The organism is Cetobacterium sp. ZOR0034 (assembly GCF_000799075.1).
Classification (GTDB): domain Bacteria; phylum Fusobacteriota; class Fusobacteriia; order Fusobacteriales; family Fusobacteriaceae; genus Cetobacterium_A.
The window spans coordinates 25,029-49,555 of sequence record NZ_JTLI01000113.1 but is presented as its reverse complement, the minus strand read 5'-3'; the positions used below and the strand labels follow the sequence as shown (position 1 = coordinate 49,555).

Sequence of the window (24,527 nt, the reverse complement as noted above, 5' to 3'; positions counted from 1 at the left end):
TTTTATTTTTTCTGCTTTGCAAATACAGGGAAATTTGCTTTGCAATAACATCCTATTTTATTTTACAATAAACATCTCTTTGTCTTTTCATTAAATCTTCTAACTTTTTATTTTCAAGTTCAATTTTATCTTGCAGATCCTGGAGTCTAAAAGTTGTATCATTGAGCAATTTTAGATGAGGATGAGACAGAATAGCATTCTTTATATTAATTTCCAATTTATCAACATTATAGAAAACTTTACATCCTTCACACCTATAATAGTAATAACTTTTAGTTTTTTTACTAACAATATTTCCTGCAAATTTCTTTCCACAACTACAGTAGAGAAGCCCAGAAAATAAATATTTTCTTTTAGGGTTTTTAAATTTTTTCCTATTATCTTTTAACAAAGCATTTATGAGATTAAATTCCTCATCAGTAAGTAGAGCAGGTAAAACTTTTTTACTGGAGATAAAAGGATCTTTATTTTTAACCTTTTTTAGTGTATAAGGGTCTTTAATAAACTCCCCGAACATTCGGTGTCCGATTAATTCAACTTTTCTTACTTGCTCTAAAAAGGTAGAATAATTAATGCAGTAAAGCTCTGCAACTTTTTTAAAACTTCTATATTTTAAAATATCTAAATACTTTTGTCTTTCTAAATCCCAGGTTTCTTCATTTTTAACAATTTTTTTCTCTTTATTAATAATTTTAACTTTAAAATGTGGTAGAAGACCACCACCAAGATACCTATCTGTATTAGCTAAGGCTGCCATAGAAACTTTAGTTCTTATCCTCATTTTTCTTCTTTCCATTTCAGAGAAGATAAGTCTTATTTTAGCCATTGCATCTGTATTATCGTCTCTAAAATCCAAAGGGCCTTCCATAACTGAAATTAATCTAACATTATGTTTTCTAAAATCGTTGAAGAAAAGAGTTACATCTTTAAAGTCTCGTGATATTCTATCAGAGTTTTGAACAACAACACCTTCAAACTTTTTCAAAGGTAACATAGCCATTATTTTTAAGATACCATCTCTATCGGCTATACCTCCAGACATAACATCTTCAAAGCTATCAATTATATTAAGATTATTTTTTTTACAGTATTCATTTAGAGATTCTCTTTGTGTTTCAAGAGAACCTCTATCTTTTTGCATTTCTGTAGAAACTCTAAGGTATGTAACAACTTTCATTTATTTAGCTCCTTTTTTACATTTTGCTTTTAATTCCTTAATTTTTAATATGGCAGCTTTGATATTTTCTTTTTTCATAAGATCCTCCTTATTTTTCAAATAATTCTAAGTTATCTTTATTTATTTCTTGTTCATTTTTTAAGTTTATTTCTTTTTCCAGTTCAGCTAGATATTTTCTTAAATCTTTGACTTCTTTTTGAATCTTATTTAATTCTTCTGGAGAAGCAGATCTAATTTTTTTTATAGATTTATTTAAGTTTGTATAGTTTAAAACTGGTATAGTTGCTGAAGGTGTTGAAACAGAATCCCAATTAGAATTTTTAAAAAAACAAAATATTAATCATGCCCAAGGTTATTTAATTGGAAAACCAGATTTGATAGAAAAGTTTATATTATAACAAACAATATTGTTAAATTAATAGAAAAAACTTGAAAAAATATAAAAATACCTGTTATAACTTAAGATAAGTGTTACTAAAATAAATATACAGCAGGAGAAAAATATGAAAAAAATAATGGTTTTATTTATTTTGTTATTGTGTATGGGGTGCTCATCTACATCTAGGAGAGACTCCAAGATTTCAAAGTATTTTACATTCAAAGAAGCAACTGATAGTGCTATAGCTAGAAAATATGGGATTAAAAATACTCCAAATAATTCTGAATACAAAAATATAGTTTATACAGCCCAAAGAATGGATGAAGTTAGAAAAGCCTTAAGAACTAGAGTTTATGTTACAAGTTGGTATAGAAATAAAAAATTGAATAAAAGAGTAAAAGGAAGTGGAAATTCATATCATCAAAAAGGTTTAGCAGTTGATTTTAAAATAAATGGAAATGCTAAAGATATTAAAAGAAAATTAGACAGAGCAAAAGTGAGTTATGATCAACTTATTTTTTATCCTAGGCAAAATAGAGTTCATATAAGTTTCAAAAAATCTAAACGTCAAGAACGAAAACAATATTTTATAATAAGATAAATGACCATTTTGAAATGGTCATTTTTACTTTATGATATATTACAGCAAGGGTTTCTCGAAGAAACATGCTGACCTTACTTCTGTTAGGTGTATTTGCATAGATTGGGTTTAATTTAAAGTCTATATTTTTAGCAAAAAATTTAACACGATACATGTGGAAATCATTGCTAATTACTCCTATTGATGTAGAGTTTTGAGGAATCAGTTTTTTAGAAAATAAAAGATTTTCTAGAGTTGTGCTTGATTTGTTCTCTTCAATAATATTTTTACTAGAGATAGAATGCTTTAAAAGATATTTTTTCATTGCTTCACTTTCTGCTATAATCTCATCTTTACCTTGTCCACCAGATACTATAAATATTGTATTTGGATATTTTTGGTGATACTTTATAGCGGCATCTAATCGATATTTTAAGATATTTTTAGGCTGAGTCCCACGCAAACCAGCGCCTAAAATTATAACATATTCATTTTTAAGTTCGCTATATTTAGAATTGTTTATATCAGAGATAATTATTCCTAAAGTAAATAAAAAGACTCCTGTAAAGATAAGAGCGCTTAATTTCACAAAATTTCTTATAAATTTGGTTTGTTTTGAAATGAAATAAAAATAGAAACAACTTAGTAGATATATAAAGAACAATATATTTATAAAAAATGATGACGGAAATTTTTGTTTATAAAGAATAAAAGAGCAAAGAATAATAAAATGAGATAAGAACTTAAAAAAAATCATGATAACCTCCTATAAATATTTAAAGATATTTTAGCATTATTTTTATTTTTTTTACAGCATAAGTGGTCATATTTATATAAAATGATCTATACAATAGAAAGGGGTATAAAAAAAATGTCCTCTAATATAATAGAGGACAACGCTTTAGAATTTTAGAAAGTTTAAGAAGGCTACTAACGTAGGTATTGTTATTAAGCTAAATATTGTAGATAAAAGAGAACAGCTTGATGTAACAAGAGGTTCACGATTATATTTTAAAGAATAGGCTATAATAACTGAAGCTGTGGGTGTCCCCATCATAACAATGATAACACCTAAACTTTCTTTAGAAAGAGATAAGATACCGAATAAATTACAAATATAGACAACAACCAAAGTAAGAATAGGAATAAATATTGTTTTTATAATTGAAAATTGCCAAGCGATAGAGTTTTTAAATGATTCTTTGATTGATAATTCAGATAATTTAAGTCCAGCTGCTAACCAAGACAACGGAGAGCATAAGCCTGCGAGGAAACTTAGTGGTTTATATATCCAAAATGCAGTTTTGTCAATTCTCAAAAAAGCATATTTTTGTCCACTTATGTTTACTTGAGGAAGATACTCTTGAAAGATCCATATGAACAACCCCATAAAAGTAGCTAAAATAACTGGATTTAATAGCATAGATTTTATATTTTTATTATCCATTTTAATACCGGACATTTTAATAAATCCATATGAATATAGCAAAACTCTGTATGGAATAGAAAAAATTGAGGAGTAAATTATTCCCAAATCTCCATAAAGAGCTTGCACAATAGGGATTCCAAATACAGTTATCCCACCAAAAACTGTCATCATTTTTAATGTAAGTTGCTTTTCAGAATTTAAATTTTTGAAGAAGTATTTTCCCGTTAAAATTAGAGTTAAATGAATAAGGATACTCCAGATTAAAATATTTAAGCCATTTGTAAATGTAGTTTTATCAAAATCTTTCATAAAAGCATTGAATGATAATGCAGGAATAGAAAGAGATAATATTATTTCTCCTAAAGGTATAGAAAAATAACTTTTAATTTTTTCTGTTTTTCCTAAATAAAAACCTAAAACCATAATAGAGATTGAAGAAGACATAACTCCAATTATATTTTGATCTGATAGTATAGATATAAGTATGTTTGTTGTATTCATTGATTTTCACTCCTGTTATTTATTCTATTATAAGATTAGAAACTTCCATTTTAAGAAATTTTATTAGATCATTTGGATTAATTTTTATTTGTAAACCTCTTTGTCCTCCACTGATAAAGATAAAATCCTTATTTATACAACTGTGATGAATTAAAGAAAGATGTCTCTTTTTTATGCCTATAGGAGAACATCCACCTCTAATATATCCAGTTTTTTCTTTTAATTTAGCAAGTTCAAGCATTTCAACTTTTTTTGAATTTACAATAGAAGCAACCTTTTTTAAATCAACCTCATCACTACCTGGGATGCATATTATAAAAAGATCATCTTTATCATTTGTAAGTGCTAATGTCTTAAAAACTTTTGTTATATCATTTCCTGTTTTTGATGCTACGTTGATTGCTCCTAATTCATTTTCATCAATTTCATATTCGATAATATCGTAATTTATCTTAGCTTTGTCAAGCTCTCTCATAGCATTTGTTTTCTTTATGGCCATCTTAACTCCTTTTAGTTTTAAATTTATTTTTTATCCACTTCTATTGTATATATAATAGAAGTGTTTATGTTTTCTAGAATTATAAAGTATGACAAAGATATTGATTAAATAATTATACATCAATAATGGCCAAAAATAAAAATTTTATAATTGTCCATATGTGTTGTCTAGTTACTTAAAATAAAAAAAATATAATTTAGATTATATCATAGTATGTAGTGAAAAAAATATACAAAAGTTGCTTTTTGCTGTAAAACGATTTATAATATGTTATCAAAATTTAAGGAGTGATAAAGATGAAGAAAGCTATACTATCGTTACTGCTTTTAATGTCGTCATTGAGCTATTCTAGCTGGTGGGGAGGATTAGATGGTGGTACAAGGGCTGCTATAGTAACTGGATCTGCTCTAATACTAGGATCGCAATACAACCAAAGTGAATATAGACATCAACAAGATTTAAGAAAATTAGACACGCAGATTCGTAGAGGATATGAAAGACAGGCTGTAATAGAGAATGCGAATAGAAAGTATTCAAATGTGGGTGCTCCAGGATATTTATATGAAAATCCAAGACCTGTTCAGCAAAATTATAATCAAGGATATAATTCTAGAGGTGGTTCGGGAGCAAGAATTATCTATTCAGATCAAAGAAGTCAAATTTTAGAGATGGCAGATGGAACTAGAATAGTAATAAATCAATAAAACAATAAAAGGAGAGTTTAATAAGCTCTCCTTTTATTATGTTTGTTTATGATAACATATTAATAAAAATAGTTATAATTGAAGCGTTCACAAAATCAATAAATAAAGATCCAACAAGAGGTAATGCAAAGAAAGCTGTTGGAGAAGGACCGTTAGCAGCTGTAAAAGACTCCATATTGGCCATAGCATTAGGTGTTGCACCCATTCCAAAACCACAATGACCTACAGCCATAACCGCAGCATCATAGTCTTTACCCATCATTCTAAATGTTACAAAATATGCATAAAGAGCCATTACTATTTTTTGAGCTAAAAGAATAGCTACTAAAGGAACAGCTAAAGCGGCTAATTCCCACAATCTCATTGACATAAGAGCCATTGCTAGGAAAAGTTGAAGAGCGATATTTCCTACAGTATTAATAGCGCTTAAAGGAATCTCAACTTTATAAGCATCAGTGATATTACGAAGGATCGCAGCAATAATCATAGGACCTATATACACAGGAAGAACAATTCCTAAATTTTTGGCTAAAGGAGTTACGAATCCACCAATTCCCATAGCTAGAACTATATAAACAATAGCTTTAAAGAGTAAATCTTCATTCAAATTAAGTTTGTCTTCATTTAAAACTTCATCTTCAGAAAGAATAAATTCCTCTTCTTTTGGAGAAGAAAGATTATGTTTAAGCATTAATTTTTTACCAACAGGGCCACCGATAAGGCATCCAGCAACTAGACCAAATGTAGCAGAGGCAATAGAAACTGACATAGCACCAGTAGCTCCAGCAGCTTCTAAAACAGGTCCGAAAGCGCCTGATGTACCGTGCCCACCAGTAAGTGGAACAGATCCAGCAGCAATACCAATAAGTGGATTTAAGTTAAAAACTTTAGCCAGAGATACACCAACTACATTTTGAATGATTACAAGAATAACTGCAACTAATAAAAAGGTAAAGACTTGTACTCCTCCTTTTTTTAACATTTTTAAACTAGCTAAAAATCCAATTGTAGTAAAAAATGCAACCATTAAAAGATCTTTTAAAGATCCATCAAAATTAAAAACAAAGAGTTGAGAGTTATATCCTATTAAAGAAAAAATTGAAAAAATAACTCCACCTATAACAGGAGCGGGAATAAAAAATTTTTCAAAGAAATAAATTTTATTTTTAATCCATCTTCCAATTAATAATAAACAAACTGCTATAGCCAAAGTTTCTGCCATGTTAAATGTGTGTGTGAACATAAACTTCCTCCTTGAAGAATTTATTTGAAACATTTTGTTATATTTATTGTACAAAAACATTGTTAAGTATACAAATATAAAAAAAATATACAGCATATTTATGCTGTATATTTGTCATATACGAAATGTATAATTGATATATTTTATATATAGTTAATTAAAAAAGCTCCAAAAATAGAGTGTTCTCATTTATAATTTTTTTTGTATTTTTTAATAAAATTTTCTTGGAGAAGATTGGACCATCGTAAACAAAAGTGTGATATTCACCATTTTCTCCGCAAACATCTGAACCAGTCAGTTTAATTTCTTCAATAAGATCATGTGTAAGAGTTTTTCCTAAAAAATCTGTATTTAAATTTTTTAAATTTATTTTTTTGATAATAGCTTTATAACCTAAATCTATAAATTCCTTAACTAATTCTTCTCTATTTTTTTGCCAAAGAGGAAAAATAGCATCTAATTCAGTATTTTTACATCTTTGTTCTCCCCACTCTCTGTGATGTTTTATATCTATATCACCAAAAATACAAGCTTCAGCTCCCAATGTTTTCATATTTTTTAATGCATTCTCAAATGTTTCTTCATAGTTATTACCTTCACATTCAACAATCAAAAGAGGAATGCTTGTAGAAGATGAAACTTGTTTCAAAAGTTCTATTGAAATATCGTGGAACCAAGATTCACCGTTATTTTTATTTATTGTTGTCATGAGAGCGATGGGTTCATACCCAAGTGAAATCGCTTTATGTAAAGACAGTGTACTATCTTTACCCCCGCTAAAAGAAACTACAACTTTTATACCCATAAAATCCTCCGGAAAATTTAATCTATCATTACAATATTATAGATAATTGAGAGTATAAAAACAAGAGGAATTTAAAAAAATAAAAGAAAAAAGGAAGTGACTTAAAAATGGAGTACATAGGGATAGATAACCTGTAAAAACTAGAGTTGAGGAGGTAAAAAATGGGATACAAAAAATCATTTTCAGAGGTAGATTCTAAATATTGGGGAGAGTATAAGGTTAGAATGTCTAAAGCACAGGGAGTTGAAGAGGTAAAGAAAATATTTTCTATGGTTGTAGCAGATCTAGTAAAAGAGATTGAACCAAAACTAAATCCTATATATGGAGAGTTCAGTGGTGATTTTGAAATAGATGTAAAAAGTGAAAAAAAATATAAAGTAGCTGCAAAATTAGCGGATGATCCAGCATATGTTGATTTAGTAGAAAATTCAGATTTACCAGCAATTTTAGCAAAATATGCAGAGATGGCGGTTAATAAAAAAACGCATCTTTTAGGAAAAGAAGGGCAAGAAAACGGAAAGAAAATAGTTCATTAAAATTAAGATCCCCGTACTATTTAGTACGAGGATCTCTTTATTTTGAGGGCGGGAATTTTATGAAAATTTATACTAGAATGATTTTCTTAAACCAAGTTTGTAGAACATTCTTTCTTTATCTGGAGATGGTTCTTTTTTATAGTTTTCAACTGTAGCAGTTTGCCAATAAATTTCTCCAACTACAGTTAAACTAGAATCAACTTTATAATTGAATGTTGTACCGATTCTTGTTTCACTACTGTCTTTTGTATTTTTATAAGTTGAACTTGTTTTAGATTTATCTTTTACATCGTAGTCTAAGTCAAATCTTCCGAAAGGACCAACAACTAATTTATCAGTTAGATTCATGTTGTATCCAACTCTAAGTTGCCAACGCATGTATTCTGAAGAGTGTTCAACATATTTATATTCATTATAAATAGAAGCCCATACAGAGTCTTTGTTAGAGAATCTATGTCTGATTCCTAATAATTGAACTTCTTGATACCAGTCACCATAATAAGTTTCAGAACCAGTTTCTCCTAATCTTGATTTTTTGTCTACTTCAGCAAAAGCAGGACCAGTAAATCCACTTAAATATAAATTTGTAGAGTCAGACAATTTATATGTCATATCAGGATAGAATCTTAGATTTAAATATCTTTTTGCTTGACTAGAGTTACTAGTGTCATCAATAGCCCACTGCTCATATCTAAATCCAACTTTAGGAGTTAGAGTGAAGTTTCCGTTGTTGTACTTATACCCACTTGCAAATAATTCAAATCTATCTCTTTTTGTTTTAAAACTAGGAGTAGTTGATCTTTCTTTTCCATATTGATCTTGATACAGATACTTGAAATCAATTTTCAAAGCTGATCCTTCTGGAGTAATACTACCACTAACGTAAGGCATAAATACATCGGAAGTATTATACTTACTATCATACTGCTCATTTTCGAAACCGAACTCGATTGTGTGTGCAAAAGCACCAACAGATAAAATACTAGCTAATAATAAAATAATTTTTTTGGACATTTAAGTCTCCCCCTTTTTTTATTTTAATGAAAACTAAATAGTTAATCTTGTTTTAATCTTTTTTATTTATATGTTTGATTCGTTTATAAACTTAATACACTCTTTAGCTGTTTCAGGAGTTGAATTTTCAAGAAGAATATCAGCGTCCACATTATATTTCTTTATACAAGCTAAAAGAGTTTTAATATCGAAGTTCCCATGACCGATAGGAACAACTTTAAGACGATTATCCTCTACTAAGAAATCTTTCAGGTGAATGATTTCTATTTTGTCAGAGAAAAGCTCAAAAGCTTTCTCAATAATCTCTTTTTGGTTTTGAAAATTTGTAATATCTAAATAGTTAGTTGGATCAAATATAACTTTTAGGTTTTTAGAAGGAACGGCCTTTAGAGCTAAATCCATTTTTTCAGGAGTACATATAATATCTTTTTTAACTCCTTCAATACCAACAAATGTTCCAGTTTTTTCGGCATAACTAACAATCTCTTTTAAAGTATCTAAGAATGTATTGAAAGCTTCCTCAGAGTCATTTAAAGGTGTGTAAGTATAGTCAGTTGTTAGACAACCAGTTTCAGTTCCAACAAGACAGTTATCAAAATTTTTCGAAAAATCAAGATGATATTTGAATTTTTCAATATCAGCATATCTTTTTTCCTTATCTGGATTTCCCATATTGATATAACAGCCTAAAACAGAAAGTCTAACTTTTTCTTCAGTTAGATTATTTTTTAAAAAACCAGCTAAATCAGTATTAAGATTTTCTTTTGAAACTTTAAAATCAATAAAAGATTTCCCCAAAGCTAGTTGCATACATTGTCCATCAAGTGATGTTATTTTTTTTAAAAGCGATGAGAAATTCTCTAAATTGTAGTTTCCCATATCGTGAGCTCTAATTCCCACTTTCATCATAATTATTTCTCCTAAATCGTTTTTTTATAAATTACATTTTTATCATATACAGAGTTTCCTTCAATATGTTCACCGTGGATATATCCGCCACTTGTAATATATTTAGGAATAGAGTTTTCTTTTCCCTTTAAAGTAGCATCTAAAGTAACAAGTGCTAGTGCTTCAGGAGAATCAACTCTAGAGTTTAGATAGTTTGCATTCTCAACAAAATATCCATTTTTAAATTTAGTACTTACGATATTATCTCCAATAACTCTTGCTATTTTTAAATAGCTATCATTTTTTGTGATATTGTAAAGATCAGTCATTAAGAAAATAGCGTAAGGTGATGCATTTTTGGTATTTAAATCAAGATTGATATTTTTTCCATCTGGGGTTCCAATATCTCCTAAATTAAATGTTTTATTGACCATTCCTCTAGCGAAATTCCAAAGATCGCCATCTTTAGAAACTTCATAAGACCTAATAAGCGCTAAAGGATATTCTTCAGTTGTTGGCTTTGTTCTAGTAAGCTTAGAACCTTTTTTACCATAGTATCCATCTCTAACTAAAACATAATCAGTTAAATCAGTTCCGTCATTCCAAATAGGCTTAATCTCTCCAGTTTCAAAGTCAAAAGCAACTTTGTAGAAGTTTTTAAGTGTATCAACAGACCAATTTAATAGATCTTTATCCCCAGTTTTTTTATAGATTTCAGTTAAAACTAAAGCGTTGTCAACAACAATAGCTTTTGCATTTCCTTTGAAAAGTGCATTCCCCTCTTTGGCAATATCCCCAAATTCAGGACCAAATTGTCTGAAAGCTCTATCTCCGAATTTAGAGTTAGTATCAGAATCAGATTTTGGTGGCCACTCTCTTTGTTTTGGAGAAGAGAATTGATAGACAGGTGCACCAGTTTTAGGATTTTTAGCAAGTTCAAATTGTTTTAAAAGAGTTTTTGCCCAATTAATCATATATGGATTATTTTCAAAACTGTTTAAGGTATAAGCTGAATATACTAAATCAGATGCAGCATTAATAAATGTTAATCCTTTTGTTTCTGGTAAGATAGGCAACTTAGAGGGATCAACAATATCTTTAGGTGTATTGTTTTTAAAAATCTCCATATCTAGATTTTTACTATAACTTCCATGTCTTCCCATATCTAAAGTTTCCCAATCCTCTACATGAGCATTCCAAAAAGCAGTAATATATTGTTTTGTATTTTGAGGGGCAACTTCATATAAAAAATCATAATAAGGAAAGTGATTTTTTAGTTCATGAACTTGATTTTTATCTTGAGGTCCTTCTAATTTGAGAGTATCTAAGTTTACAAATCTATGACCTCCCCAATAGTAAAGGCCATTTTTATCAGTAAAATTAGCTAAGAAATATTTTGTAGTATCGATTGCTGTATCTTTATATTTTGAATCGCCAGTAACTTCAGATAAGATAAGGAGTGTTCTTAAAAAATTTTGTTGATTTGCAAAATTTGATATTTTTACTTTGTCTCCATTAGGGTATATCCATTCAACAGGTTCTTTAGTTAAAATATTTATTCCATCAGCAATTAATGGAGTTGGATTTGTTTTACTTCTGCCGTCTTTAAGAATGTTGTTATAAAATGTTTCAACACTGTCTAATCTAGTTTTATCATTTTGAGAGTATTCAACTTTTGCTAGGGCTAAAGTTGATAGCCCCAGAAAAATTGAAAGCTTTAAAGCTTTTGTCATGATTTAATTTCCTCCTAATTATTTTCTTTTAAGAAATTATTTGTTACAGAAATTAATTGATTAGCAGCTTCATCTGATGAGATTTGTTTATAACCTAGTTTATCAACAATATCTTTAATAGCTGCATGTAATTGTCTATGCTCAAATAAAGGGTGAATTCCTTTACCAGCAAATTCAATAACTTTATTGTTAGCTTCTAGTATAAATGGATCTAGTAAGTTATTTTCTTTTAAAGTAGAGATAGCAGATGCGTTAGCTGGAATCCCTCTAGAAACATCAAGAATTTTAACTGCTTCAGGATCAGAAACTAAGAAGTTTAATAACTGAGCAGTTTCTTTAGGGTGTTTAGTATTTTTATTGATGGCTAATGCCATTGAAACTTTAGAGAAGCCTGATTTATAAGGTCCGAAATCTTTTGGATACTCTCCAACGACTAACTCTTGCCCTTTTTCTAATGAATCTCTCCATTTAAGAGAGGCACTATCCCACTCGTAAGTTCCGCCAAATTTTCCAACAATCCAGCTAGGGTGCTGATCAAGCTGAATATTTCCAGCTGCAGCTCTATCTTCTAAAGAAGGTATAGTTTTAGTATTTACTAGATTTAGATAGAAATCAGCTGCATTTTTTATCTGTTCTGGTGTATATGCAACAGCATTATCTACAATAAAAGGTTTTCCAGTTTCTTGTTCAAGTTTATAAAGCATTAAAAGAAGAGCACCATAATAATCAACTTCAAATCCAAAGTAATCATTTCCTAACTTTTCTTTCATAACCTTTGTTGAGTTAATAATATCTTCGAAACTTTTTGGTAAAGCTAAACCAGCCTTATCATATGTAGTTTTATTATAAAGGAATACTCTTCCAGCAACTCCATAAGGAATAGCATTTAGTTTGTTGTTTACAATACATTGTTCTAAAATATTTTTATCATATTGATTTAAATCTATTGTGGAACTAAGGTCGTTTAAATTATAAAAACCATCTCCATTTTTAGAGAAAATATTAATCCAGTTCCAGTTTATTTGCATAAGATCTGGAGCCATATTTCCGGCCATTTGGGTAGTTATTTTTTCTTGCCAGCCTTGCCATCCACCATATTCAGATTTTATTTTTATATTAGGATGTTTCTCTTCGAATAGCTTTAAAGCTTCCAAAGTTTTTTTGTGTCTATCGTCTCCACCCCACCATGAAACTCTTAAAGTAACTTCTTGATTGTTAGCAGGAGTAGAGGCAGTATTTTCTTTATCTTTATTGCATGCGGTAAAAACTGATAACGCTGTTAATGATAGAAAAATTGCTTTTTTATAACTCATAGACATTCTCCTTATAAATGAAATTTCTTATTGATTTTCTGATAAAAATTGATTAGTTGTTGTGATTATATCTTTAGCTGTTTGTTCAACTGATGATTTTCCATATCCAAGATTTTCAATAACCCCTCTTAAATCTGTATTTAATTTTTTATGTTCAAATAGAGGATGAATTCCTTTACCAGCAAACTCTTTAACGGCATTGTTTGCCTCAAAAGCTAATCCTGTAAGCTGTCCACTTGCTTCTAAAGTAGCTACAGCTGAACTGTTAGATGGAATTCCTCTAGATGTTCCTAAAATTTTAACTGCTTCAGGATCAGTTGTTAAGAATTCTATAAGAGTTGCAGCCTCTTTAGGATGTTTAGTATTCTTTTTTATAGCGAATGCCATAGATACTTTGTTAAATGCAGATTTGTTAGGTCCGAACTCTGTTGGGAAATCTGCAAGAACAAGCTTTTGATTACCTTCAAGAGCATCTTGCCATTTTTGAGCTGAACTATCCCACTCGTAAGTTCCAGCATATTTTCCTTGAATCCAGCTAGGGTGTTGATCTAAAGGAATAAATCCAGCAGCGGCTCTAACTCTCAATGAAGGTAAAACATTTTGTTCAACAAGATTGTTGTAGAATTTAACAGCTTCAATAACTTCAGCTTCAGAGTAAGCAACTTTATTATCAACTATGAATGGCTTTCCAGTTTCTTGCTCTAATTTATAAAGCATTAATAAAAGAGCACCGTATGCATCAGTATCAAATGCATAGTAGTCATTTCCTAATTTTTCTCTAATTACTTTCGCAGAAGAGATCATCTCATCAAAGTTTTTAGGAACTGGTAAACCAGCTTTAGAATATGTTGTTTCATTGATATAAAATACTTTTCCAGTCATTCCAACAGGAATAGCATTTAGTTTTCCATTAACACTACATTGTTCTAGAATATCAGTACTATAGTTACTAAGTGTGATAGTATCTGAAAGTTTATTTAAATCATAGAAACCAGTTCCATCTTTTGAGAAAAGATCAATCCAGTTCCAGTTTATTTGCATAACATCAGGAGCAGTATTTCCAATAATTTGAGTAGTTACTTTTTCTTGCCAACCACTCCAACCACCATACTCCCCTCTAACTTTAATATTAGGATGCTTTTCTTCAAACAGTTTTAGTGCTTCTAAAGTTCTCTTATGTCTATCGTCTCCGCCCCACCAAGACATTTTTAAGTTTACAACTTTAGAATTAGCTAAAGTCATTGTAGGATAGGCCATACCTATCGCAACAGAACTTAATAAAAGTAATTTTTTAAAATCCATAAACCTTACCTCCCGTATTATAAAAAAAATAATTGAAACTTGCTTTGTAGTATGTTAACATTCTAGGATACAAGTTTAAATGTGCTTACACTTAAAACATACCTCAAAAAATTGGAAAAGTCAAATTTTTATTATGTTTTTTTGAAAAACAGTTCTAAAACGGTATGAAACAATCGGAGGAACATCATATGAGCGAAGAAGTTATGAGAGTTTACAAAGTGAGATGGAGTGATTATAAAAAATTATTTTTTTTAGCAGGACCAATTATTCTATCCAATTTTTTACAAAATTTATATAATTTAGCAGATTCCTATTATATGGGAAAAATAGGTGGAGTTGAATTAGCAACCTCTTCTTTTACAAGTCCAATAACTCAAATGATAATAGGAGCTGGAAGTGGATTTGCGATAGGTGGAGGAATAATCATAAGTCAATTGGTTGGAAAAGGAAGAAAAAAAGATGTTATCAAAATCAATAGCCAATTATTAAGTATAAATATAGCTGTCTCAATAATAATAATGATTTTATCTTTTATATTTTGTAATCAAATTTTAAGAGTGTCAGGAGCAGAAGGGGAATTATTAGAAAAAAGTGGAATTTATATCAGATTTATATTCTTGACTATCCCTTTTACATTTATAATTTCAACCTATATAACCATAAAAAATTCAAAAGGAAAAAGTATTTACCCACTATATCTAGTAGCAGCATCAACAATTGTAAATATAATTTTAAACTCCATTTTTGTAAACAGATTAAAAATGGGTTTATATGGAATAGGAATAGCTACTCTTATAGCAAATGTATTATTAGGTTTATATTGTATTTATGAATTGAATTATAAAAAAGAGATTCGAAAAATATTTTTTAAAATTCAAAGAGACATATTTTTTAGGATTGTAAAATTAGGAGTTCCCTCTTCCTTAACAACTATAACAAATTCATTAAGTTTTATAATTATAAATATATTTGTTGTTAAATATGGAACTGAGGTTTTAGCGGCATACGGAGTTGGAAATAGAATAAATAATATTGTATATGTTTTAATCAATGGTATAGGAACTGCAGTTGCAATTTTAGTTGGACAGAATGTTGGAGCTGGTGATATAAGAAAGGCTAAAACGGTTTTAAAGGCAGGGATAATTTTAGGCTTGGTGATAGGTTCAGTGTCGATAATTATATTATTTTTAATTTTAAATCCGGTGATAGATATTTTTACAGGAGATTTGGAGATAAAAAGACACTCCATGAATTATCTTAAAATAATGCTAGTGAGTGTTATTCCGTGGGCAATATTTCAATCGATAGCAGCTGTATTTCAGGGTACTGGGCACACAAAATTTGGAATGTATGCACATTTTGGAAGAGTTTGGTTATTTAGAGTTCCATTTATTTTACTTTTTGAAAGAGTTTTAAAATTAAATGAATTCTCAATTTGGTATTCAATGTTATTTAGTAATTTATTTGCATTGATATTTGCGTTTCTTCTTTATAGAAAAGTTGATTGGAAGAAAAAGATATAAAAAAATCCGCTTAATTTGCGGATTTTTTTAATTTTTTAGAAAATAATCTGGATATTTTTCTATAAGATATCCAATTTTATTTTTAAAGTTTGAGAGATGTTTATCAATCATAGCATCAACTTTATCAGTTTCACCATTTTTAATAATATTGATAATCTCTTTATGTTGGTCAAGCGTAGGAACAAGATTTGTTTTTTCAATCGCATCTAAAAATCTAACACGATCGTAGTGTGTACTCAAAGATTGAACAGCTTCCCAAACTCTTTCTTTTCCCACCTCTTTATAGATAATTCTGTGGAATTCATTATCTAAAAAGAATAGTTCTGTGTGATCCTCTTCGATTTGAGCAATAATATTTTGAAATTTTAGATTTTTTTCGAGCTCTTTAATAGCTTGAGAAGAGAAATTGAGAGTAGCTAATTTTAATACCTCTCTTTCAACAATTTTTCTCATAAAAAATGCTTCTTCAACTAGCTTCAAATCTATGTAAGAAACAAAAGATCCTTTTTGAGGATAAACATCCATAAGTCTTTCTTCTGAAAGTTTAACAACAGATTCTCTTATAGGAGTTCGACTAACTCCTAGAGTTTCACCAATATCAGATTCACTAATTCCAGTTCCTGGTTTTATATTAAGGATCATTATATTTGTTTTTAAAACTCTATATATAAAGTTTTTTGTATTTTCGCCAAATTGACGATTAACTTTTGATAAATTCAAAACACACCTCCGGAAGATTCCTTTATATTCTAATTTATTATACCAGAAATATTAAAATGTGCAAAATATTAATAAACATAAAAACAATCTGTTTACAACGAATGTTTTACATTAAAGAGACATAAGTTTCCATATAAAAACAAAAAAACCTTTTTTAAAATAAAAAAGTCTTGACTTTTTTCAAAATGTTTACTAGGATACTAGTGTAAAATAATTATGGGAGGTAACATAATGGATTGTATAAAATCAAGGTCAGAAAAGTACATTGCTGATTATTTAGAAAGCTATGAACCCTATAAAGGGAAGTGGTGTTATGAAGACGGATGTCTATTACAGGGGGCAATGTTACTATATAAAGCTACAGAGAATAAAAAATATTTAGATTTTATTTATAACTATCTGAATGTATTTATTGGGGAAAATGGAGTTATAAAAGGTTATGAAAAAACAGAATTTAATATAGATAATATAAATGCGGGGAAAGTTTTATTTGATGTTTATAAGTTTACAGGAGATGAAAAGTATAGAAAGGCTATTGAGAAACTTCATGATCAGATATTAGATCATCCAAGAGTTGCTCAAGGAAATTTTTGGCACAAAAAAAGATATGAAAATCAAGTTTGGTTAGATGGATTATATATGGTTGAACCATTTTATATAAGATATGAAACGGAATTTAATGGAAAAAGAAATTACTCAGATATATTTAAACATTTTGTAAATGTTAGAGAAAATATGTTTGATGAAAATAAAAAACTTCATTATCATGGGTGGGATACTGCAAAAAAATGTAGTTGGATTGTTCCGGAAACAGGGCTTTCTAAAAATTTCTGGTTGAGAGCAATTGGATGGCATTTAATGGCGATGGTAGATACTCTTGAATATATGTCAGAAGAAATATTTAATGAATATAGAGGACTTCAAATTCTATTTAAAGAAGCTATAAGAGGAATAGATCAATATAGAGATTTAGAAAAAGATATGTGGTATCAGGTTGTTGATAAGCAAACTGAAAAAGGAAATTATTTGGAAACTTCAGGAAGTCTAATGATTGCTTATTCTATGATGAAGGGAGCAAGATTAGGGTATATCAGTGAAAAATATGCTGAAATAGGAAAAAAATCTTTTGAGGGAATTTGCAAAGAGTATCTAGAGGAAAAAGATGATGGTAAATTGACATTAGGTGGAATATGTTTAGTTGCAGGACTAGGTGGATTTGGAGGAGAAGAGAGAGATGGAAGTTATGAATATTATCTTTCAGAGCCAGTTGTAAAAGATGATGTTAAAGGTAGTGGAATATTCTTGATGGCATATAGTGAATATTTATACCTAGATAAAATAAAGGGATGTGATGAATAATGAGAAGCAAAAAAATGAATGGATATTTATTTATAGCACCTTGGATAATAGGATTTTTAGTATTTACAGCTTATCCATTTATATCTTCATTATGGTTAAGTTTCACTAATTATAACCTATTAAGTGCTCCAAAATTTATAGGGCTTTCAAACTATATTAAGCTTTTCAATGATCCATTATTTATAAAAACTTTATCTAATACATTGAAATATGTATTTATAACAGTTCCAATAAAACTTGCGTTTGCACTATTTATAGCAAATATACTTAACTATAAATTAAAAGGGATAAATTTCTTTAGAACAGCTTACTATATTCCATCGATTTTAGGTGGAAGTGTGGCAATTGCTGTTTTGTGGAGATTTCTATTTTCGGATCAAGGATTGATAAATATAATAATAGGATCACTAGGATTTGAATCAATATCATGGTTAGGGGATCCTAAGTATGCTCTATTCACAGTTAGTCTTTTAAGAGCTTGGCAATTTGGATCAGCAATGGTAATTTTCTTAGCTGCATTGAAGAATATTCCAGAAGAGTTATATGAATCTGCAAGAATTGAAGGGGCATCAAAAACGATGATGTTCTTCCACATAACTATTCCTATGATTTCTCCAGTTATATTCTTTAACTTCATAATGCAATTAATTCAAGCCTTCCAAGAGTTTAATGGGCCATACATAATAACAGGAGGAGGACCACTAAATTCAACTAAACTATTACCACTATTAATATATGACAATGCATTTAATTATTATCAAATGGGATATGCATCGGCTATATCGTGGATATTATTTATGATAATTATGGTGTTTACACTATTTTCGTTTAGAAGTCAAAAATATTGGGTACACTACTCTGATAGTGGGGAGGAGTAAAAAATGGAAAATATTAATAAAAATGTATCAACAGGAAGCATAACAGAAGAGATAAGAAAAGAAAATTTGGCTAGAGCAAAGAAAAGAGTAATTATAGCAACAATGAAGTTAGGGATGAGATACACAATATTAGCTGTAGTTGGAATTGCAATGCTTTATCCTTTAATTTGGTTATTAGGAGCATCATTCAAAACAAATGCGGATATATTTACAAGCATAGGTTTTATTCCAAAAGATTTTAAATTTGATTTCACAGGATATGTAAACGGATGGAAAACATCAACGGAATATACATTTGCAACATATTTTTTAAACACATTTAAAATTGTAATTCCAAAAGTTGTTTTAACAATAATTTCAGCTGTTTTGACTGCCTATGGTTTTGCAAGATTTAAGTTTCCAGGAAAGAAGATTTTATTTGGAATTTTAATTTCAACACTATTGCTTCCAAATGTTGTTTTAAGAATTCCACAATTTTTGATGTATAAAAACTTTGGATGGCTTGATACATATTTACCGCTATTTGTACCAGCAGCATTTGCAACAGATACATTCTTCGTATTTATGCTTATACAGTTTATCAGAGGATTGCCTAAAGAGATAGAAGAGGCTGCTTGTGTAGATGGATGTAACCCTTTACAAACATTGGTTTATATTATGGTTCCAATGTTAAAACCAGCAATAATCTCTGTAGCTTTATTCCAATTTATGTGGACGATGAATGATTTTATGGGACCTTTAATCTATTTATCAAGTGTAGAGAAATACCCAGTAGCACTTGCACTAAAAATGTCTATGGATGTAAGTAGTAACGTGAACTGGAATCAGATTTTAGCTATGTCAATAATAGGATTAACACCTTCATTGCTTGTATTCTTTGCTGCACAAAGACACTTTGTTGATGGAATATCTGCTGGAGGAGTAAAAGGATAAAAGGGGAGAAGTATGAACATAAATATAGCTCTAATAAATTCAAGAAGTATAACATTTGTAATAGATAACGAGGATAAATTTTATTTAAAAAGAAAATTAACTGCAAAAATTGGAGATAGAATCTTTACAGTTGAAAAAGTGGTAAACAGTATTTACAATTTAGAACCAGATACGAACTATATTTTAGAAATTTTTGAAGAAGATAATCAAGTTCTAACGAAAGAGTTCAAAACAGCGATTGAGAGTTTTACTCTTAACGTTAAAAAATTTGGTGTTAAAGGGGATGGAGTATCAAATGATACTCTTCCTTTACAAACAGCAATTATGTCTTGTCCTAAAAATGGAAGAGTTTTTATTCCTGCAGGAAAATATTTAGTTACATCTCTATTTTTAAAAAGTGATATAACTATAGAATTAGCTAGAGGTGCTCAAATTTTAGGAGACACAGTAAGAAAAAATTTTGGAATTTTACCAGGATTTATTGAAAATGAAAAAGATGAAGAATACTATTTAGGAACTTGGGAGGGAAATCCATTAGATAGTTTCTCTTCTATAATAACAGGAATCAATGTTCAGAATGTAAAAATATTGGGCGAAGGTATTATTGATGGGCAAGCTTCTAAAGAGAATTGGTGGGAAAATCCAAAAGTTAGAAGAGGAGCTTGGAGACCAAGATCAATATTTTTAAATAGCTGTAAAGATGTTGTATTAGAGGGAATAACAATAAAGAATTCGCCTTCATGGACGGTTCATCCTTTCTTTTGTGAGAATTTAAGATTCATAAATTTAAAAATAGAAAATCCAGCTGATTCACCAAATACAGATGGAATAGATCCAGAATCTTGTAAAAATGTTGAATATCTAGGAATAGATTTTTCTGTAGGAGATGACTGTATAGCTATAAAATCTGGAAAATTATATTTAGGTGAAAAATTGAAAACTCCATCAGAGAACTTTATAATAAAGCACTGCCATATGAAATATGGACATGGAGGAGTTGTAATAGGAAGCGAGATGTCTGGAGGAGTAAAAAATATAGTGATTGAGAAATGTATTTTTTATAAAACTGACAAAGGAATTAGGGTGAAAACTAGAAGAGGAAGAGGAGAAACTGGGGTAGTTGATGGAATAACAGTGAGAGATGTATACATGGATAAAGTGAAAGTGCCGTTTGTATTTAATTCATTTTATTTTTGTGATCCGGATGGAAAGACGGAGTATGTTTATTCAAAGGAAAAATTACCAATAGATAAAGGGACTCCACATATAAAAAATTTAGTTTTTGAAAATATTGAATGTGAAAATACAGAGGTTTGTGCCGGATTTTTATATGGACTACCGGAAAAACCTATTGAGAATATAAAGTTTAAAAATATCAATATCAAGTTTACAGAAGATGAAATTGAAGAGGATTATCCAGCTATGATGTCTTTTATTGAAAAAGAGGTTAAAGCAGGATTTATTATAAAGAATTCAGAAAATATAATTTTTGAAAATGTGGAAATAACAGGTAATACTGGACAGAAAATAAGAGATTAAGATAAAATTAAACGCTTTAAAAGAGGGGCAATATGAAAAAGTATATAAAAATTAATAAAAAAGATAATGTAGGTGTTGCCTTATGTTTTATTTCTAAGGGCGAAAATGTAGAGATAGATGGAAAAAAAATAGAGATAAAAGAGGACATAAAAAAAGGTCATAAATTTTCGATAGAAACTATTGAAAGTGGAAAAAATATAATAAAATATGGGATGCCTATAGGTCACAGTTTAAAAAAAATAGAACTTGGTGAATGGATTCATACTCATAATTTGAAAACAAATCTGAGTGATTTAGATACATACTCATATTCTAATTTAAATGATTTTGATTTAGAAAAAAATAAATCTAGAAAAGTGAAGGTTTACTCAAGAAAAAATAATAAAATTGGTATTAGAAATGAATTGTGGATAGTTCCAACAGTTGGTTGTGTGAATGGAGTTGGAGAGAATATAATAAATGAGTTTAAGAAAAAATTTGATATATCGAGTCTTGATGGCTTAAATATTTTCAAACATAATTACGGTTGTTCTCAACTTGGGGAGGATCACATCAACACTAGAACAATTTTACAAAATATAGTCAAACATCCAAATGCAGGAGGAGTATTAGTTCTTGGATTGGGATGTGAAAATAACCAGGTGAAGGAGTTTAAAGAAACTTTAGGAGAGTATGATTCTACTAGAGTTAGATTTTTAATAGCTCAAGATGTTGAAGATGAGATTGAAGATGGAATAAAATTGCTAAAAGAGTTATATGATAATATTTTATCAGAGGAAAGAGTTGAGAAAGAGTTTGGAGAACTAGTGATTGGACTTGAGTGTGGAGGGTCTGATGGTTTCTCTGGAATTACAGCTAATCCTCTTGTAGGAGAGTTTTCAGATTATCTAGTAGAACATAATGGAACTACTATATTGACAGAGGTTCCAGAGATGTTTGGAGCGGAGACTTTACTCATGGAAAGATGTGTGACAGAGAATGTTTTTAATAAAACTGTAGATATGGTTAACAATTTTAAAAAATATTTCATATCATATGATCAATGTATTTATGAGAATCCATCACCAGGAAATAAAGAGGGCGGAATTACAACACTAGAAGATAAATCTTTGGGGTGTACTCAAAAATCTGGTATTTCAAAAGTTCAAGATGTTTTAAAATATGGTGAAGTTGTAAAAGAAAGAGGTCTTATTTTATTAGAGGCTCCAGGAAATGATTTAGTAGCAACTACAGCTTTAGGAGCTGCAGGATCTCATATTGTGTTATTTACAACAGGAAGAGGAACACCTTATGGTGGATTTATTCCAACGGTAAAAATATCAACAAATAGTGAATTAGCTAAAAAGAAGCCAAAATGGATAGATTTTGATGCTGGAAAATTACTAAATGAGGATGTCACTATGAAAAATCTAGCGGATGAGTTTATAGATTATATAGTCGATGTTGTTGAGGGGAAAAAAACTAATAACGAATTAAATAATTTTAAAGAGATTGCTATTTTTAAAAATGGAGTAACTCTTTAAATAAAAGATGTGGGATGTGATAAAGTGTTAATACAGATCGATGATAGTTATAGTCTTCAAAATGTAATAAATAACATTCAACAAGAACAAGCAACAATATATTTAAAAAATGGTATATACAGAGAGAAAATTGTTATTGATAAGCCAAATATTACTTTGATTGGTGAAGAAAGAGGAAAGGTAATTTTGGTTTGGGATGATGCTTCAGGAACAATAATGAGGGAAAATCCAGAAAAAACATACGGAACTACAGGAAGTGCATCTGTGACAATAACTGAAAATGGAAAGGGATTCACAGCTAAAAAAATAGTTTTTAAAAATGAGTTTGATTATCCAAATTCAGATTTAAAAAATAAGCAAGCAGTAGCCCTAAAAAATGATGCAGATCAATCTTATTTTGAAGAGTGTGATTTTTTAGGTTTTCAAGATACTCTTTATGCAAATAGGGGAAGACAGTATTATAGGGATAGCTATATAGAAGGAAATGTTGATTTTATATTTGGAGGAGCACATGCTTACTTTGAAAATTGTGAAATATATTCGATACCTAGAGAAACTGGTGTAGGGTATGTAATGGCACCTTCAACATTAGAAACAGAAGAGATTGGATATATATTTGATAATTGTAACTTTGTAAGTGATGGAGAAAAAAATACTATTTTTATAGGAAGACCTTGGCATCCTGGGAAAAGAGAGGGATATAATCCAAGTGCTGTGGTTATGAACTCAAACTTAGGAGGTCATATAAGAGATTTAGGATGGGATTCGATGTCTGGATTTTCTCCTGATGATGCAAGATTCTTTGAATATAACAACAGAGGTGAAGGAAATATTTTAAACTCTAAAAGAAGGTTGTTAGAAGAAAAAAATTTAGAAAGTTATAGTAAAAAAAGTATATTTAAAGACTGGGATATTTAAAATGGATGGACACTATGGTCCATCCATTTTTTTAAAATATTCTACATTTAAGTTCAGAACAAAGCTCTTCTAGTAGAGAAACTCCAGCTATAGGATTTCCTTTTTGATCTAGAGATGGTGAATATACTCCAATTCCCATTTTATGGGGAACAACTGATACAATTCCACCACCAACACCACTTTTAGAAGGCAATCCAACTCTAACGGCAAACTCACCAGAGTTATCATACATTCCACATGTAACCATAAGAGTTTTAACTATTCTACTTACACGCTCTGAAACGACTTGTTCACCATTAGATAGTTTACCTTCATTAGCTAAGAATAATCCTAATTTAGCAATTGTTTTAGCTGTAACATCAATCGAGCATTGCTTGAAATATATTTCTAAAGCATCCTCAACATTTCCAGTGATTATTCCTTCAGCTTTTAAGTAATAACCCATAGCTCTATTTTTATTTCCCGTTTCAGCTTCACTTAAATAGACTTTTGGATTTAATTCTAAAGTTGGGTCTTCCGTTATTTTTTTAAAAAATTCAAGAAGCCTGTTGAATCTGTGCTTAGCATCATCACCTTTTATCATAGAAGAAACAACGATAGCACCAGCATTTATCATTGGATTATATGGTTTTCTTCTACTAGAAGTCTCAAGTTTTCTAAACGAATTAAATGGATCACCACTAGGGTCCATTCCAACTTTAGAGAAAACATATTCCTCGCCATTATCTAAAATAGCTAACATTAAAGCTACAACTTTAGATATGCTTTGAACAGTAAATTTAACATTATAATCACCTGCAAAATACTCATTCCCATCATTATCTAAGACATATATTCCTAGATCCCTAGGGTTAGATTTTTCTAATTCAGGTATATAGCTTGCTACTTTTCCTTGTTCTGTGATTACTCTATGTTTTTCAATTAAATCATTAAGAAGTTTTTGCATTTTTTCCTCCTAAAGTACTGTATTTTAACGATATATATGATTATAATACCTTTATTATGAATAAGAAGTAAAATATATTCTTTCA

24 protein-coding genes are annotated in these 24,527 nt (G+C 29.5%); 11 read left to right on the top strand and 13 right to left on the bottom strand.

The window, feature by feature from the left end:
* Positions 1-52: 52 nt before the first annotated feature.
* Positions 53-1,177, bottom strand: coding sequence for a recombinase family protein (locus L992_RS13005; RefSeq protein ID WP_047396679.1), 1,125 nt, complete (start codon positions 1,175-1,177; stop codon positions 53-55).
* A gap of 278 nt (positions 1,178-1,455) precedes the next feature.
* Between L992_RS13005 and L992_RS13915 the strand changes: the two genes are divergently transcribed.
* Positions 1,456-1,575, top strand: coding sequence for an EAL domain-containing protein (locus tag L992_RS13915; RefSeq protein ID WP_081982956.1), 120 nt, complete (start codon positions 1,456-1,458; stop codon positions 1,573-1,575).
* A gap of 105 nt (positions 1,576-1,680) precedes the next feature.
* Positions 1,681-2,157, top strand: coding sequence for a D-Ala-D-Ala carboxypeptidase family metallohydrolase (locus tag L992_RS13000; RefSeq protein WP_047396677.1), 477 nt, complete (start codon positions 1,681-1,683; stop codon positions 2,155-2,157).
* Here L992_RS13000 and L992_RS12995 read toward each other — a convergent pair.
* The 3 genes from L992_RS12995 to ybaK form a co-directional block, all read right to left on the bottom strand.
* Entirely contained in the window at positions 2,144-2,725 is a 582-nt protein-coding gene (locus tag L992_RS12995) for a YdcF family protein (protein ID WP_197053445.1), read from the bottom strand. The genes L992_RS13000 and L992_RS12995 overlap by 14 nt on opposite strands.
* Before the next feature lie 312 nt (positions 2,726-3,037).
* Positions 3,038-4,066 carry an AEC family transporter gene (locus tag L992_RS12990; RefSeq protein WP_047396675.1) on the bottom strand — a complete coding sequence of 343 codons (1,029 nt, stop codon included), beginning with the start codon at positions 4,064-4,066 and terminating at the stop codon, positions 3,038-3,040.
* A 19-nt stretch (positions 4,067-4,085) separates the two neighbouring features.
* A complete protein-coding gene (ybaK, locus tag L992_RS12985; RefSeq protein ID WP_047383889.1) occupies positions 4,086-4,559 on the bottom strand; it encodes a Cys-tRNA(Pro) deacylase in 474 nt (157 codons plus the stop codon).
* A 302-nt stretch (positions 4,560-4,861) separates the two neighbouring features.
* On the opposite strand from ybaK, the gene L992_RS12980 reads away from it, so the two are divergent.
* The gene (locus tag L992_RS12980) at positions 4,862-5,269 is read left to right on the top strand and encodes a hypothetical protein (protein ID WP_047396674.1); all 408 of its coding nucleotides are present in this window, start codon (positions 4,862-4,864) and stop codon (positions 5,267-5,269) included.
* 46 nt (positions 5,270-5,315) lie between these two features.
* Here the strand turns inward: L992_RS12980 and gltS are convergent, their stop codons facing one another.
* Both gltS and L992_RS12970 read right to left on the bottom strand, forming a co-directional pair.
* On the bottom strand, positions 5,316-6,512 hold the full coding sequence (gltS, locus tag L992_RS12975; protein WP_047383847.1) for a sodium/glutamate symporter: 1,197 nt from the start codon (positions 6,510-6,512) through the stop codon (positions 5,316-5,318).
* Positions 6,513-6,669: 157 nt separating this feature from the next.
* The gene (locus L992_RS12970; RefSeq protein ID WP_047383849.1) at positions 6,670-7,317 is read right to left on the bottom strand and encodes a diphthine--ammonia ligase; all 648 of its coding nucleotides are present in this window, start codon (positions 7,315-7,317) and stop codon (positions 6,670-6,672) included.
* Positions 7,318-7,478: 161 nt separating this feature from the next.
* On the opposite strand from L992_RS12970, the gene L992_RS12965 reads away from it, so the two are divergent.
* Positions 7,479-7,853, top strand: a complete 375-nt coding sequence (locus L992_RS12965) for a hypothetical protein (protein WP_047383851.1) — start codon at positions 7,479-7,481, stop codon at positions 7,851-7,853.
* Positions 7,854-7,925: 72 nt separating this feature from the next.
* Here the strand turns inward: L992_RS12965 and L992_RS12960 are convergent, their stop codons facing one another.
* The 5 genes from L992_RS12960 to L992_RS12940 all read right to left on the bottom strand — a co-directional run bounded on the left by L992_RS12960 (position 7,926) and on the right by L992_RS12940 (position 14,103).
* Positions 7,926-8,867: an autotransporter domain-containing protein gene (locus L992_RS12960; protein ID WP_047396672.1), complete on the bottom strand. Its 942-nt coding sequence runs from the start codon at positions 8,865-8,867 to the stop codon at positions 7,926-7,928.
* Positions 8,868-8,933: 66 nt separating this feature from the next.
* Positions 8,934-9,776, bottom strand: coding sequence for a sugar phosphate isomerase/epimerase (locus tag L992_RS12955; protein WP_081982954.1), 843 nt, complete (start codon positions 9,774-9,776; stop codon positions 8,934-8,936).
* A gap of 11 nt (positions 9,777-9,787) precedes the next feature.
* Positions 9,788-11,488 carry an exopolygalacturonate lyase gene (locus tag L992_RS12950; RefSeq protein ID WP_047383854.1) on the bottom strand — a complete coding sequence of 567 codons (1,701 nt, stop codon included), beginning with the start codon at positions 11,486-11,488 and terminating at the stop codon, positions 9,788-9,790.
* A 14-nt stretch (positions 11,489-11,502) separates the two neighbouring features.
* Complete coding sequence (locus L992_RS12945; protein ID WP_047383856.1) at positions 11,503-12,801, bottom strand: ABC transporter substrate-binding protein; 1,299 nt, start codon at positions 12,799-12,801, stop codon at positions 11,503-11,505.
* Between the two features lie 27 nt (positions 12,802-12,828).
* Positions 12,829-14,103, bottom strand: coding sequence for an ABC transporter substrate-binding protein (locus tag L992_RS12940; RefSeq protein WP_047383858.1), 1,275 nt, complete (start codon positions 14,101-14,103; stop codon positions 12,829-12,831).
* A 188-nt stretch (positions 14,104-14,291) separates the two neighbouring features.
* On the opposite strand from L992_RS12940, the gene L992_RS12935 reads away from it, so the two are divergent.
* A complete protein-coding gene (locus L992_RS12935) occupies positions 14,292-15,626 on the top strand; it encodes an MATE family efflux transporter (protein WP_047383859.1) in 1,335 nt (444 codons plus the stop codon).
* 27 nt (positions 15,627-15,653) lie between these two features.
* Here L992_RS12935 and L992_RS12930 read toward each other — a convergent pair whose 3' ends face one another.
* Positions 15,654-16,346 (bottom strand): GntR family transcriptional regulator, encoded by a 693-nt coding sequence (locus L992_RS12930; RefSeq protein WP_047383861.1) that lies wholly within the window; start codon positions 16,344-16,346, stop codon positions 15,654-15,656.
* A 231-nt stretch (positions 16,347-16,577) separates the two neighbouring features.
* Between L992_RS12930 and L992_RS12925 the strand changes: the two genes are divergently transcribed.
* The 6 genes from L992_RS12925 to L992_RS12900 all read left to right on the top strand — a co-directional run bounded on the left by L992_RS12925 (position 16,578) and on the right by L992_RS12900 (position 23,496).
* Positions 16,578-17,705 carry a glycoside hydrolase family 105 protein gene (locus L992_RS12925; RefSeq protein ID WP_052191797.1) on the top strand — a complete coding sequence of 376 codons (1,128 nt, stop codon included), beginning with the start codon at positions 16,578-16,580 and terminating at the stop codon, positions 17,703-17,705.
* Positions 17,705-18,583, top strand: coding sequence for a carbohydrate ABC transporter permease (locus L992_RS12920; RefSeq protein ID WP_047383863.1), 879 nt, complete (start codon positions 17,705-17,707; stop codon positions 18,581-18,583). Before L992_RS12925 ends, L992_RS12920 begins: the two co-directional genes overlap by 1 nt.
* Before the next feature lie 66 nt (positions 18,584-18,649).
* Entirely contained in the window at positions 18,650-19,516 is an 867-nt protein-coding gene (locus L992_RS12915; RefSeq protein WP_369797087.1) for a carbohydrate ABC transporter permease, read from the top strand.
* 12 nt (positions 19,517-19,528) lie between these two features.
* Positions 19,529-21,055, top strand: a complete 1,527-nt coding sequence (locus tag L992_RS12910; protein WP_047383865.1) for a glycoside hydrolase family 28 protein — start codon at positions 19,529-19,531, stop codon at positions 21,053-21,055.
* A gap of 32 nt (positions 21,056-21,087) precedes the next feature.
* Positions 21,088-22,578 carry a UxaA family hydrolase gene (locus L992_RS12905; protein WP_047383867.1) on the top strand — a complete coding sequence of 497 codons (1,491 nt, stop codon included), beginning with the start codon at positions 21,088-21,090 and terminating at the stop codon, positions 22,576-22,578.
* A 24-nt stretch (positions 22,579-22,602) separates the two neighbouring features.
* Positions 22,603-23,496, top strand: coding sequence for a pectinesterase family protein (locus tag L992_RS12900; RefSeq protein WP_052191798.1), 894 nt, complete (start codon positions 22,603-22,605; stop codon positions 23,494-23,496).
* Between the two features lie 31 nt (positions 23,497-23,527).
* Here the strand turns inward: L992_RS12900 and glsA are convergent, their stop codons facing one another.
* Complete coding sequence (gene glsA / locus L992_RS12895; protein WP_047383868.1) at positions 23,528-24,442, bottom strand: glutaminase A; 915 nt, start codon at positions 24,440-24,442, stop codon at positions 23,528-23,530.
* Between the last annotated feature and the right edge of the window lie 85 nt (positions 24,443-24,527).